The organism is Rhodococcus sp. DT1 (assembly GCF_049844875.1).
GTDB lineage: Bacteria > Actinomycetota > Actinomycetes > Mycobacteriales > Mycobacteriaceae > Rhodococcus.
Map to the genome: position 1 here is coordinate 354,300 of NZ_JBNCLW010000001.1, position 12,474 is coordinate 366,773.

A 12,474-nucleotide genomic window follows, 5' to 3' on the forward strand; every position below is an offset into this window, starting at 1 on the left:
AGAGAACGGGACCGAGCGAGAGAGCGGGTCCGAGCGAGTGGACGGGTCCGAGCGAGACCGCGAGAGCGGCACCGAGCGCCGACGCTTCGGCGGTCTGGGTTGGTCGCTGCACGGCGACGGACGCCATATCGATAAGGGTGCGGTCGTCGCACCGCACGAGCGGCTGTCGTGGCCGCGAACCATCGGCATCGGGATGCAGCACGTGATCGCGATGTTCGGAGCGACGCTGCTCGTCCCCACCATCACCGGCTTCCCGGTCACCACGACGCTGCTCTTCTCCGGTATCGGCACCGCGTTGTTCCTGATACTCACCCGTGGGAGGGTGCCCAGCTACCTCGGTTCGTCGTTCGCGTTCATCGCGCCGCTCACCGCATCCGCGGGTTCGGGTCCCGCCGCTCAACTCGGCGGCATCCTGGTCGCCGGCGTCGTGCTCGCATTGATCGGCCTGCTCGTCAAAGCGCTCGGCGCCCATGTCATCGATGCCGTCATGCCGCCGGTGGTCACCGGCGCGGTGGTGGCACTCATCGGCCTCAATCTCGCCCCCACAGCGGCAGGTTCGTTCGAGGCGCAGCCGCTGGTCGCCCTTGTGACACTGGTCGTGATCCTCCTCGTCACCGTGGTAGGACCGGGCATGCTCGGGCGACTGGGCATCCTGGTCGGCGTCGTCGTCGGGTGGATCTTCGCCGCGTTGACCGGATCGCTCGCATCCGAGCGCGTCGACGCCATGCGCGAGGCAGCGTGGTTCGGGCTGCCCGAGTTCCGTGGCCCGACGTTCGAACTCTCCGTGATCCTGCTGACGCTCCCCGTGGTCATCGTCCTGGTCGCCGAAAACGTCGGGCACGTCAAGGCGGTAGCCGCCATGACGGGGAAGAACCTCGACGACGTGGCGGGCAATGCGCTGCTGGCCGACGGACTCGCCACCACGCTCGCCGGCGCCGGCGGCGGATCCGGAACCACGACGTATGCCGAGAACATCGGTGTCATGGCTGCCACTCGTGTCTACTCGACCGCGGCCTACTGGGTCGCGGCGGTGACCGCCGTGGTCCTGGCTTTCTCGCCGAAGTTCGGCGCACTCGTCTTCACCGTGCCAGACGGCGTGCTCGGCGGCGCAACACTCGTCCTGTACGGCCTGATCGGCCTTCTGGGCGTGCGGATCTGGATGGACGCCAAGGTCGACTTCACCGACCCGGTGAATCTCACCGTCGTCGCGGCGGCGCTGGTCGCGGGCATCGGTGACCTCACTCTGTCCGTCGGTTCGGTGGAGCTCGGGGGCATCGCCTGGGGCTCGATCGGCATCCTCATCGCGTACCCGATCCTTCGGCGATTGAGTGACCTTCGTCGCTGAGGGTGCGTGCGCGGTCACAAAACTCGCTCGCTCCTGTCAGCGTCACCACACATTTCCGTGCATACGGTTGGGGGTGTCGAAAGCCGTCACACACAGGAGCGCAGATGCAACGCACCCTTTTCGAGCCCGAGCACGAACTCTTCCGGGAGTCGTACCGGAAGTTCCTCGAACAGGAGGTGGCCCCCTTCCACGAGCAGTGGGAGAAGGACAAGATCGTCGACCGTGAGGTGTGGAAGAAGGCCGGCGAGCAGGGCTTCCTCGGCATGGCCGTGCCGGAGGAATTCGGCGGCGGCGGGGTGGACGACTTCCGCTACAACACCGTCCTCACCGAGGAGACCACGCGAGGCGGCTTCAGCGGCGTCGGCTTCATGCTGCACAACGACGTGGTGGCGCCGTACCTCCTCGCGCTCACCAACGATGAGCAGAAGAAGCGCTGGCTGCCGGGCTTCTGTTCCGGCGAGATCATCACCGCGATCGCGATGACCGAGCCGGGCACCGGTAGTGACCTGCAGGGCATCAAGACCCGCGCGGTACGCGACGGCGACGACTGGGTGCTCAACGGCTCGAAGACCTTCATCACGAACGGCATCAACGCCGACCTGGTGATCGTCGTGGCCTGCACCGACCCCGACAAGGGCGCGCAGGGGTTCTCGCTGCTCGTCGTCGAGCGCGGCATGCCCGGCTTCGAGCGGGGACGCAACCTCGACAAGATCGGCCTCGCTGCCCAGGACACCGCGGAACTGCACTTCACCGACGTGCGGGTGCCGGCGGCCAACCTCCTCGGCGAAGAGGGACTGGGCTTCATCTACCTGATGCAGAACCTTCCCCAGGAGCGTCTGTCGATCGCAGTCGTCGCTGCTGCGGCGATGGAGAAGGTCCTCGAGGACACGATCCAGTACTGCCGCGACCGCAAGGCCTTCGGCAAGCCGATCGGCAAGTTCCAGAACACCCGCTTCGAACTCGCCGAACTGGCGACGGAAACGAAGCTCGCGCGTGTCTTCGTCGACAAGTGCATCGAGGAACTCAATGCCGGCACGCTCACCGTGCAGGAAGCCGCGATGGCGAAGTACTGGACCACCGACAAGCAGGTCGAGCTCATCGACCGCTGCCTGCAGTTGCACGGTGGATACGGCTACATGCGTGAGTATCCCGTGGCACGCGCCTACCTCGACGCGCGCGTGCAGAAGATCTATGGCGGAACGAACGAGATCATGAAGGAAGTCATCGGGCGCGGACTCGAGATCTGACCTTCGTACCGGCTCGGCCGGTGACCGGATCGGACGAGGCCGGGGTGCCCCGCACTATGCGGACGGCACCCCGGCCTCGTCATGTCCGGGAACAGACGTTCAGATCTTGCGGATGACCGTGACGACCTTGCCGAGAATGACGGCGTCGTTGCCCGGAATGGGCTCGAACATGGGATTGTGCGGCATGAGCCACACGTCGTTCTTCACGCGCTTGAAAGTCTTGACGGTGGCTTCGCCGTCGAGCATGGCCGCGACGATGTCGCCGTTGTCGGCGACGTTCTGCTGCCGCACGACCACCCAGTCCCCGTCGCAGATCGCCGCGTCGACCATGGACTGACCCACGACCTTGAGCAGGAACAGCGAACCCTGCCCGACGAGTTCGCGGGGGAGCGGGAAGATGTCTTCCACCGACTCCTCTGCGAGGATGGGGCCGCCGGCGGCGATCCGCCCGACCACCGGCACCATCGCGGCCGAGGCCATGAGATCGGGGTCGGAGGTCGCGACGATCGTCGTGGCAGAGCCTGTCTCGGCAGGAGCCGTCACCGAGCCGTTGTCGTCGAGTCCGCGGATGTCGACGGCCCGCGGACGGTTGGCGTCACGCCGCAGGAATCCCTTGCGCTCGAGTGTGCGCAACTGGTGCGCCACCGAGGAGGTGGAGTTGAGTCCGACGGCGTCGCCGATCTCCCGGATGCTGGGGGGATACCCGCGAACCGTGAGCGAGTCCCGGATCACCTCGAGGACGCGGCGCTGGCGCTCGGTGAGGCCGGGTGTCGTGTCGTCGGCCGCCTTCCGGCTCCGGCCTGCCGCGGAGTTGCCGTCCGCCATGGTCGTGACCTCCGTGGGTCGAGTGTCGGATGCGATTGGTGTTACCTACCGAATCTATCGACATCGCCCGCGTATATCAAACACCTGTTCGAGATTCATGCGGCGAACGGGTGACGTGCGTCGCGCCCTGTGATAGAAATTCGAACAGACTTTCGTTCGAACGGATGATCGAATACCCTCACGGTATCGAACGTATGATCGACAAGGCGAACGCACACGGAGGTTCCGATGGGTGCAACAGCGGTTCGGCGGAATGCGGCGCACAGTCGAGCGGGGGGTGTGGTGCCGCCGGCACATCCTCGTACGGGTCAACCTGCACGGAACGGCACGCGACAACCGGCACGGAACCGCACGCGACAGCCGTCACGGCTCATGTCCCGTGCGACACCAGGAGGTGCCGGTGCCTTGTGGGCGGGAGACGAGCGTGTCCGGTCCGGTCGTGCGCCGCAGGTGGATCCGCTCTTCCGGCGCACCCGGATCGTGGCGGCGCGTCCGTCGCAGCGAGCGGTATCCGACGGCGTCACGTGGCGGCAGATGATCGCCGTGGTGCTGTTCAGCGCGATCGCCACCGGCGCGCTGCTCACGGTCGCGCACGTTCGGACGAGCCAGGTGACGGCGGGCGCGGGCTCGGCAGTCGTGACGGAGGTACGCGACGGGGAGACGCCTGCTGCGCTGGCTGTGCGGGTCGATCCGGACGCTCCGGTCGATCTCACGCTCGCTCGGATCGCGGAGATGAACGACCTCGACGCGGGGGACCTGACCTCGGGCCATCGACTCCTGGTGCCCGCGCCGGACCGGGGGTGATTCCGGTGGCGACGCCGTCCGGCGACCCGCCTCACCCGGCCGAACCGGACATGCGGGTATTGTCGTGGACTGTCAGTCACACCACCCCGTGTGGTCGCGTCGGCATCACTGCACCCGAGGGTGGTAGCGATTCCGCCAGGACGGCTTCGGTTCCACGCCGGCGTCGCGGCCCTCACGGCAGCGACGAAGGAACCCACATGCACTGCCCGTATTGCCGCCATCCCGATTCTCGGGTGGTCGATTCGCGCGAGGCAGACGAGGGTGCCGCGATCCGTCGCCGCCGGGCATGCCCCGAATGCGGCCGCCGTTTCACCACCGTCGAGACCGCCGTTCTGTCGGTGGTCAAGCGCAGCGGGGTCACCGAGCCCTTCAGCCGCGAAAAGGTCGTCCGAGGTGTCGCCCGCGCATGTCAGGGGCGCGACGTCGACAACGATGCGCTCAACAAACTGGCTCAGCAGGTCGAAGACACGATCCGTGCCAAGGGCTCGCCCGAGGTGCCCAGTCACGAGGTCGGACTGGCGATCCTCGGCCCGTTGCGCGATCTCGACGAGGTCGCCTATCTGCGTTTCGCGTCGGTATATCGGTCCTTCAGTTCGGCAGAGGATTTCGAGCGCGAGATCACGGAACTTCGTCAGCACCAGACCCAGCGCGTTCCCGAAGCCGACTGAGCGCGGGGTCTGCGCTTCCGCTCAGCGGACGGCGTCGATCGCTTTGAGGACCCGCTTCTCGGACACCGGGATTCGGGTACCCAGGCCCTGTGCGAACAGGCTCACGCGCAACTCTTCGATCATCCAGTAGATATCGACGACGTCGGGCGCCGTTCGGCGTCCTTCGGGAAGCCGTGCCAGCAACCGGTCGTACGCGGAGTACACGCGGTCCAGGACGTCCATGCCCTGCGCGTCGCGTGGGGAACCACCGGGCAGCGCATCGAGGCGCTGCACCGCTGCCGCCAGATAGCGGGGCAGTTCCGCGAGGCGGCGCGAACCCAGGTCGGTCACGAATCCGGGGAAGACCAGTGAGGACAACTGTTCTCGTACGTCGTCCGCGGCCTCACCGCGGACCCGCTCGAGTGCGACGCTGACCTCGTGTGCGCCCGAGAGGACCGGGACCACTGCGCGGAGCAGACGGGCGACCGCACCGGGAAGACGGCTACGAACCGTTTTCGCGAGTTCCTCGAACTCGGCCGGTGTGCGTACCGGCGTGCCGTGCGCAGCGATCATCTCGTCCACCGCGCACGCGCGGCAGTCCTCGACCAGCGCGTCGAACGACCCGTCGGGGTTGCGGCCGAGGGCGAGGCGCTCGGCGTTGGTGAGGCCGGAGGTGATGGCTTTCGACTTCGTCGGTGCGGTCGCGAGGAGCAGCGTCCGCAGTCCGAGTCGGGTCGCGGCAGCCTGGGCCGACGCGGTGCTCAGGACTCGGACCGCCACGCCCGAACCCTCCGCCACGAGCGCCGGGTAACCGGTGACCTGCTGGCCTCCGACACTGCGGGTGACGGTCGGCTCGAGCGTGCCGAGGGTCTCCGCGGTCCAGACCACTGCGGGCGCGCGTTCGGTGCCCGACGCGGCACGGGACACCTCTGCATCGACCCGGGTGGACAATCGAGTCCGAAGTTCGGTCAGGCTCTTGCTGCGCGCCAGAACCGTGCCCTTCTCGTCCACCGCCGCAAAAGTCATGCGGAGGTGGTCGGGGAGAGCCGCAAGGTCGAAGTCGCCCGGTTCGATACGGCAGTTGCCGAGCCGGGAGCATTCACGCGCGACCGCATTGACGAGCGGTTCGGAACGGGGAGTCACCGACGCGAGCACCGCGGCCGCATAGTCGGGTGCGGGAACAACCTGCCGCCGAAGAGGTTTCGGCAGCGTCTTGATCAGTGCTGTGACGAGGTCCTGCCGCATCCCGGGAACGAGCCAGTCGAAGCCGACCGGGCGGACGTTGGCGAGCAGTGCGACCGGAATCCGCGCTGTCACACCGTCGTTCTCGGTGCCCGGCTCGAATTGGTAGGTGAGCGGGAATTGCATCTCCCCTTGACGCCAGGCGTCGGGGTAGTCCCCTTCGAGGACCGCGGCGGCATCCTGGTTGACGACGGTTTCAGGGGTGAACGTCAGCAGGTCGGGCTGGGAGTGCCGGGTTTTCTTCCACCACGTGTCGAAGTGCCGGGCGGAGACGACGTCCGGACCGACCCGCTCGTCGTAGAACTCGAAGAGCGTGTCGTCGTCGACGACGATGTCGCGCCGGCGCGCGCGGTGCTCGAGTTCTTCGACGTCCTCGAGCAATGCCCGGTTGGCGTGGAAGAACTTGTGGCGCGTCCGCCACTCACCCTGGACGAGTGCGTGGCGGATGAACAACTCGCGCGAGACCTCGGGATCGATACGTCCGTACTGCACGGGCCGTTGGGCGACGAGGGGAATGCCGTAGAGGGTGACGCGCTCGTACGCCATCGCGGACTCGTGCTTGATGGACCAGTGCGGCTCGGAGTACGTCCGCTTGATCAGATGCGGAGCGAGTTTTTCGACCCATTCCGGTTCGACGCGCGCGACCATCCGTGCCCACAGCCGCGATGTTTCCACCAGTTCTGCGGCCATCACCCACCGCGGGGGTTTCTTGAACAGGGACGAGCCGGGGAAGATCGCGAAGTGCGCACCGCGGGCGCCCAGGTAATCGCGCTTGTCGCCTTCGCGGAGGCCCACGTGCGAGAGCAGGCCCGCAAGGAGCGAGCGGTGGATCGCCTCGTCGCTCACGGTCCGGTGATGTGTCTCCCAGCCGAGCGAGACGGTGATCTGGCGCAGTTGCCCTTGCAGATCCTGCCATTCACGGATGCGCAGCCAATGCAGGAACTCGTCGCGGCACATTCTCCGGAAGCGGCTGGAGGACAGCTCGTTCCGTTGTTCTTTCAGGTAATCCCACAGGCGGAGGAAGGCGAGGAAATCCGAGCCCTCCACGGCGAAGCGGGCGTGCTTCTCGTCGGCCGCCTGCTGGAACTCCGAGGGTCGCTCCCGCACGTCCTGGATCGACAGCGCCGAGACGATGATGAGGATCTCGCGCAGACATCCGTTGCGATGGCCCTCGACGATCATCCGAGCCATCCGCGGATCCACCGGAAGCCGGGCGATTTCACGTCCTGTCGCGGTCAGCCGCGGAGATTCCCCGGCCTTGGCCGGTTCGAGCGCTCCGAGTTCTTCGAGCAGCGCGATACCGTCGCGGATCGCACGCGGATCGGGTGGTTCGACGAAGGGGAACGAACCGATGTCGCCGAGACCGAGTGCGGTCATCTGCAACACGACCGAGGCCAGGTTCGTGCGGAGGATCTCCGGCTCGGTGAACTCGGGACGACTCTCGAAGTCGTCCTCCGAGTAGAGCCGGATACAGATTCCGTCGGCGACACGTCCGCATCGGCCCGCGCGCTGGCGAGCGGAGGCCTGGGAAATTTCCTCGATCGGGAGACGCTGCACCTTGGTGCGCACCGAGTAACGGGAGATGCGCGCCGTACCCGGATCGACGACGTAGCGGATACCCGGCACCGTCAGTGACGTCTCCGCGACGTTGGTCGACAGGACTACCCGGCGGCCGGTGTGGGAGGAGAACACGCGGTGCTGTTCGGCGGCGGAGAGCCTGCCGTACAACGGGAGGATCTCGGTGTTGCGGAGTTTGCGGTCGTGCAGCGCGTCGGCGGTGTCCCGGATCTCGCGTTCGCCGGAGAGGAAGACCAGGATGTCGCCGTCCCCGGCCGACTGGAGTTCCTCGACCGCCTCGCACACCGCGTCGACGGGATCGCGGTCGACGAGCTGGTCACCGATCTCCACGGTGAGCGGCCGGTAGCGCACCTCCACCGGATAGGTCCGCCCGGACACCTCGACGATCGGCGCCGGCGTTCCGTCCGCATCGGCGAAATGCCGGGCGAAACGTTCGGGATCGATGGTGGCCGAGGTGATGATCACCTTCAGGTCGGGTCGTCGCGGCAGCAACTGCCGGAGATATCCCAGCAGGAAATCGATGTTGAGGCTGCGTTCGTGCGCCTCGTCGATGATGAGGGTGTCGTACTGGCGCAGCATCCGGTCGCGCTGGATCTCGGCAAGCAGAATGCCGTCGGTCATCAGTTTGACCAGTGTCGACCCGGACACCTCGTCGGTGAAGCGCACGGTGTAGCCGACGGTGTCGCCCACTTCCGAGCCGAGTTCCTCGGCGAGCCGCTCGGCCACCGCGCGGGCTGCGATCCGGCGCGGCTGGGTGTGGCCGACGAGACCGCGGACCCCGCGACCGAGCTCGAGACAGATCTTGGGAATCTGGGTGGTTTTCCCCGATCCCGTCTCACCCGCGACCACCACGACCTGGTGGTCGCGGATCGCCGCGGCGATGTCGTCCTTGCGCTGGGAAACCGGCAGGTCCTCGGGATACGTGATCGCCGGGACCGCGGCGGCACGGTCGGCGAGACGCCCGCGGGCGCGCTCGATCTCGGCGGCGATGCCGGCGAGTGCGTCCTCGCCACGTGCGCGGTCGAGACGGCGGCGGAGGCGGTGTTCGTCGCGGAGCGACACGTCGGCGAGCGCCGACTTCAGGTCGCGGCGGTTCGGGGCAGGGGAGATGGACATGCTGAGTACACAGCCTAGCGAAACGCCCGGGCCCGGGGCTCGCGGAGGCCTGCGTCGAACCGGAAACCGGGGACCGGCTCGAGGGAACACGGTGCCGGGCCGGGGCGTGTGCGCCCCGACCGAGGTCGCCGCATACGATGACCGGCGTCAATCTTGGTCGTGGACAGGAGCTGGTCGTGGGCGCGTTGTGGCACGGATTTGCCGATATGGGCGTGGTCGAGCGTGACGGCGCATTCGTCGTGGCCCGTGGTGAGGGCGCCTACATCTGGGACGACGCGGGCACCCGCTACCTGGATGCGACGGCAGGGTTGTGGTTCACCAACGTCGGGCACGGGCGCACCGAGATCGCGACGGCTGTCGCGGACCAGATCGGGAAGCTGGCCCACTACTCGAACTTCGGTGACCTGACCTCCGAGCCGACCGTCGCACTCGCCGAACGCCTCGCGACGATCGCTCCGGTTCCGGGCAGCAAGATCTTCTTCACCTCCGGCGGCTCCGATTCGGTGGACACGGCCGCGAAACTGGCGCGACGCTATTGGCAGGAGGTCGGCAAACCCACGAAGACGCTGCTCGTCGGACGCGAGAAGGCCTACCACGGCATGCACGTCGGCGGCACCTCGCTGGCGGGTATCCCGGTCAACGGCGACGGATACGGCCGGCTGTGGGACGACACCGCGACAGTGACCTGGGACGACGCGAAAGCACTGCTCGCGCTGATCGAGAAGGTCGGTGCCGACACGATCGCGGCGTTCTTTTGCGAGCCGATCATCGGCGCGGGCGGGGTGTACCTGCCGCCGGACGGCTACCTCGCCGAGATCCGCGACATCTGCCGTGAGCACGACATCCTGTTCGTCGTCGACGAGGTCGTCACCGGCTTCGGCCGGATCGGTGGCTCGTGGTTCGCCTCCTCCCGGTTCGATCTGCAGCCGGACATGGTCACGACCGCGAAGGGACTGACGTCCGGTTACCTTCCGATGGGTGCGGTGTTCATCGCTCCCCGGGTGGCCGAGCCCTTCTTTGCGGGCGGCGTGTGGTGGCGTCACGGCTACACGTACGGCGGCCACGCCGCCGCCGCCGCGGCCGCTCTGGCGAACCTCGACATCCTCGAGCGCGAAAATCTGCTCGCCGAGTCGGCGCGCCTCGAGAAGACGCTGCACGAGACCCTGGCTCCGCTCGCCGACCATCCTCGCGTCGCGGAGGTCCGCAGCGGACTGGGAGCGGTCGCAGCGGTGCAGCTCACCGACCCGGCAGAGGCGCCGGAATTCGTGAAACAGCTCCGTGCGCACGGCATCTCGGGGCGGGCGGCAGGACAGGGCGCGTTGCAGATCTCGCCGTCGTTCGTCATGACCGACGAGCAGGTCCGCGACCTCGCGGACGGATTCGCCGCAGCGCTGGGCTGACCGCTCAGCCGCGATCCCGGATCCGCCGAAGCACACGGCGGATCCGGGCCGGTGCGCCCGCGGGAACCTGGGTGAGCGGGAGGTCGCCGCGGCCGTCCTGCTGCGCGACGGCCCGCGCATACCGTTCGTGCAGGCGCGAGCGCACCTCGTCAGGGGTGTAACTGCGGCGCTTGCGTTCCGCACGCAGAGTCACCGCTCCGGTCGCGGCGACGCCCACGACTCCGGCCAAGCCGAGAAGCTTCCACCACTGTCTGCCGCGAAGTGCCATGCCCCCGACCCTAGCGTCGTGCGCACGCGCGGCGTGGAAGGCTGTCGGGTATGCCCACGTACCCGGCTCGGTCGCAGATCACCCTCGACGACGCGGTGTCCATCGCCCGCACCGGCGATCTCTGGATCTTCCGCGGCAGCAGCGGTGCGGATCGCGCGATCCAAGCCCTCACCAACGCTCCGGTCAATCACGTCGGGATGGCGGTCGTGCTCGACGACCTGCCCCCGTTGATGTGGCACGCGGAACTCGGGAAAACCTTGCCCGACATGTGGACCGGCCGCCACCAGCGCGGCGTGCAGTTGCACGACCTGCGCAGTGCGGTGCAGGTCTGGAGCGCCCGCTACGGGCAGCGTGCATGGCTGCGGCAGATCTCCGTGCCGGTGAGCACCGAGCAGGAGGACCAGTTGCTCCGAACGGTCGCCCGGCTCGACGGCACTCCGTTCCCGTCCACCGCCAAGCTGACGGGCCGCTGGTTCGCCGGCCGGCTCCCGCTGAGCCGGAAGACGGCACGAGACCGGGTGCCCGGGGGAGGCGGTCTCGAAAGTGCTTACTGCGCAGAGGTGGTGGCGGTGACGATGGAAGAAATGGGGCTGCTCGAGCAGCGGCGGCGCGGCAGCAACTGGTACGACCCGGGCCGGTTCTGGAGTGGGGACCGGCTTCCCCTCGCGCCCGGCGTGGACTTCGGCGGCGAGATCGAGGTTCTGCTCGACGACGAGGATCTCGCCACGGGGCGGGCACTCGGCGGCACCGCGAGCGCTGCGCCTCCCGAATGACCGCGGCACCGGGGACGGCGCAAAAAAGGACCCCTCCGAGGAGGGGTCCTTTTCAGCGAACGGAAGGGCGGATCAGACGCCGGCGAGAAGCTCGGCGGTGGTGATCGCCTGGGCGACACCCTGGAGGGTTGCCGCGATCTTGACGGCCTCCCAGACCTGTTCCTTGGTGAGGCCCTCCTTGCGGACGACGTTGTCGTGCGCAGCAGTGCAATCGTGGCAGCCGTTGATCGTGGAGACCGCGAGCGACCACAGTTCGAAGTCGGACTTCTCGACGCCGGGGTTGCCGATGATGTTCATCCGCAGACCCATCCGCACCTGGGCGTAGTCGTCACCGAGGAAACCCTTGGCTCGGTAGGCGACGTTGTTCATGCCCATGATGGACGCGGCACCGAGGGCGGCGTTGTACGCCTCCGCGGACAGCACGTCGGCAGCTTCTTCGGAGATCTCCTTGAGCACGGTCGGCGACTTGGTCGCGGCCGCGGCGGCGAGGAACGTGCCCCACAGCTGCTGCTCGTTGAGTTCCGTCGAACGCGCAAGGGAGCCGAGGTTGAGCTTGAGGTCCTTGGCGTACTCCGGCAGAGCGTTCTTCAGGTTCTCGACACTCACTGCAGCGCCGCCTTGACGAGCTCACCCGCATTGAGGGTCGGGTCGTTCTTCTTCCAGTTGCATGCGCACAGCTCGTCGGACTGCAGAGCGTCGAGGACACGGAGGACCTCGTCGACGTTGCGGCCCACGGAACCGGCGGTGACGGAGACGAACTGGATCTCGTTGTTCGGGTCCACGATGAACGTCGCGCGGTCGGCGACGCCGTCCTTGTTCAGAACACCGGTGGCCGAGACGAGCTCACGGTTGAGGTCCGACAGCATCGGGAAGGGGAGGGTCTTGAGATCCTCGTGCTGTGCGCGCCACTGGAAGTGGACGAACTCGTTGTCGACGGAAGCGCCGAGCACCTGTGCGTCACGATCGGCGAACTCGTCGTTCAGCTTGCCGAATGCGGCGATCTCGGTCGGGCACACGAAGGTGAAGTCCTTGGGCCAGAAGAAGATGATCTTCCACTTACCGGCGTAGTCGTCGCTGGTGATGGTGGTGAAGTAGTCATCGGGCTGGGTGGCGTCGACCTGGGTCAGGTCTCCGCCGACGAGGGCCTTCAGGTTGAAAGCGGGGAACTGATCGCCAATGGTCAGCAGTGCCATTCTCGGTCCTCTCGATAAGTCGTGAACAAGCGAGTC

General features: G+C 67.3%; 11 protein-coding genes. 6 read left to right on the top strand and 5 right to left on the bottom strand.

Annotated elements, in window-relative coordinates; translation table 11 throughout:
* Window positions 1-37: 37 nt before the first annotated feature.
* Both ACLQ3J_RS01635 and ACLQ3J_RS01640 read left to right on the top strand, forming a co-directional pair.
* Window positions 38-1,345 carry a uracil-xanthine permease family protein gene (locus ACLQ3J_RS01635; RefSeq protein ID WP_425902274.1) on the top strand — a complete coding sequence of 436 codons (1,308 nt, stop codon included), beginning with the start codon at window positions 38-40 and terminating at the stop codon, window positions 1,343-1,345.
* Window positions 1,346-1,449: 104 nt separating this feature from the next.
* On the top strand, window positions 1,450-2,592 hold the full coding sequence (locus ACLQ3J_RS01640; protein WP_169620650.1) for an acyl-CoA dehydrogenase family protein: 1,143 nt from the start codon (window positions 1,450-1,452) through the stop codon (window positions 2,590-2,592).
* A gap of 99 nt (window positions 2,593-2,691) precedes the next feature.
* Here the strand turns inward: ACLQ3J_RS01640 and lexA are convergent, their stop codons facing one another.
* Entirely contained in the window at window positions 2,692-3,417 is a 726-nt protein-coding gene (gene lexA / locus ACLQ3J_RS01645) for a transcriptional repressor LexA (protein WP_296551193.1), read from the bottom strand.
* A 405-nt stretch (window positions 3,418-3,822) separates the two neighbouring features.
* Here lexA and ACLQ3J_RS01650 point away from each other — a divergent pair, with 405 nt between their 5' ends.
* Window positions 3,823-4,221 (top strand): hypothetical protein, encoded by a 399-nt coding sequence (locus ACLQ3J_RS01650; RefSeq protein ID WP_425901993.1) that lies wholly within the window; start codon window positions 3,823-3,825, stop codon window positions 4,219-4,221.
* Window positions 4,222-4,418: 197 nt separating this feature from the next.
* Window positions 4,419-4,889, top strand: coding sequence for a transcriptional regulator NrdR (gene nrdR, locus ACLQ3J_RS01655; protein ID WP_296551190.1), 471 nt, complete (start codon window positions 4,419-4,421; stop codon window positions 4,887-4,889).
* Window positions 4,890-4,910: 21 nt separating this feature from the next.
* On the opposite strand, the gene hrpA is transcribed toward nrdR, so the two are convergent.
* The gene (gene hrpA / locus ACLQ3J_RS01660) at window positions 4,911-8,804 is read right to left on the bottom strand and encodes an ATP-dependent RNA helicase HrpA (RefSeq protein WP_425901994.1); all 3,894 of its coding nucleotides are present in this window, start codon (window positions 8,802-8,804) and stop codon (window positions 4,911-4,913) included.
* Between the two features lie 137 nt (window positions 8,805-8,941).
* Between hrpA and ACLQ3J_RS01665 the strand changes: the two genes are divergently transcribed.
* Window positions 8,942-10,204, top strand: coding sequence for an aspartate aminotransferase family protein (locus tag ACLQ3J_RS01665; RefSeq protein WP_425901995.1), 1,263 nt, complete (start codon window positions 8,942-8,944; stop codon window positions 10,202-10,204).
* A 4-nt stretch (window positions 10,205-10,208) separates the two neighbouring features.
* Here the strand turns inward: ACLQ3J_RS01665 and ACLQ3J_RS01670 are convergent, their stop codons facing one another.
* The gene (locus ACLQ3J_RS01670) at window positions 10,209-10,472 is read right to left on the bottom strand and encodes a hypothetical protein (protein WP_169620655.1); all 264 of its coding nucleotides are present in this window, start codon (window positions 10,470-10,472) and stop codon (window positions 10,209-10,211) included.
* Window positions 10,473-10,522: 50 nt separating this feature from the next.
* Here ACLQ3J_RS01670 and ACLQ3J_RS01675 point away from each other — a divergent pair, with 50 nt between their 5' ends.
* Complete coding sequence (locus ACLQ3J_RS01675) at window positions 10,523-11,245, top strand: hypothetical protein (RefSeq protein WP_169620656.1); 723 nt, start codon at window positions 10,523-10,525, stop codon at window positions 11,243-11,245.
* Window positions 11,246-11,317: 72 nt separating this feature from the next.
* On the opposite strand, the gene ACLQ3J_RS01680 is transcribed toward ACLQ3J_RS01675, so the two are convergent.
* Together ACLQ3J_RS01680 and ACLQ3J_RS01685 are read right to left on the bottom strand one after the other, a co-directional pair.
* Entirely contained in the window at window positions 11,318-11,851 is a 534-nt protein-coding gene (locus ACLQ3J_RS01680; RefSeq protein WP_169652381.1) for a carboxymuconolactone decarboxylase family protein, read from the bottom strand.
* Window positions 11,848-12,438, bottom strand: a complete 591-nt coding sequence (locus tag ACLQ3J_RS01685) for a peroxiredoxin (RefSeq protein WP_169620658.1) — start codon at window positions 12,436-12,438, stop codon at window positions 11,848-11,850. The genes ACLQ3J_RS01680 and ACLQ3J_RS01685 overlap by 4 nt, the downstream gene beginning before the upstream one ends.
* Between the last annotated feature and the right edge of the window lie 36 nt (window positions 12,439-12,474).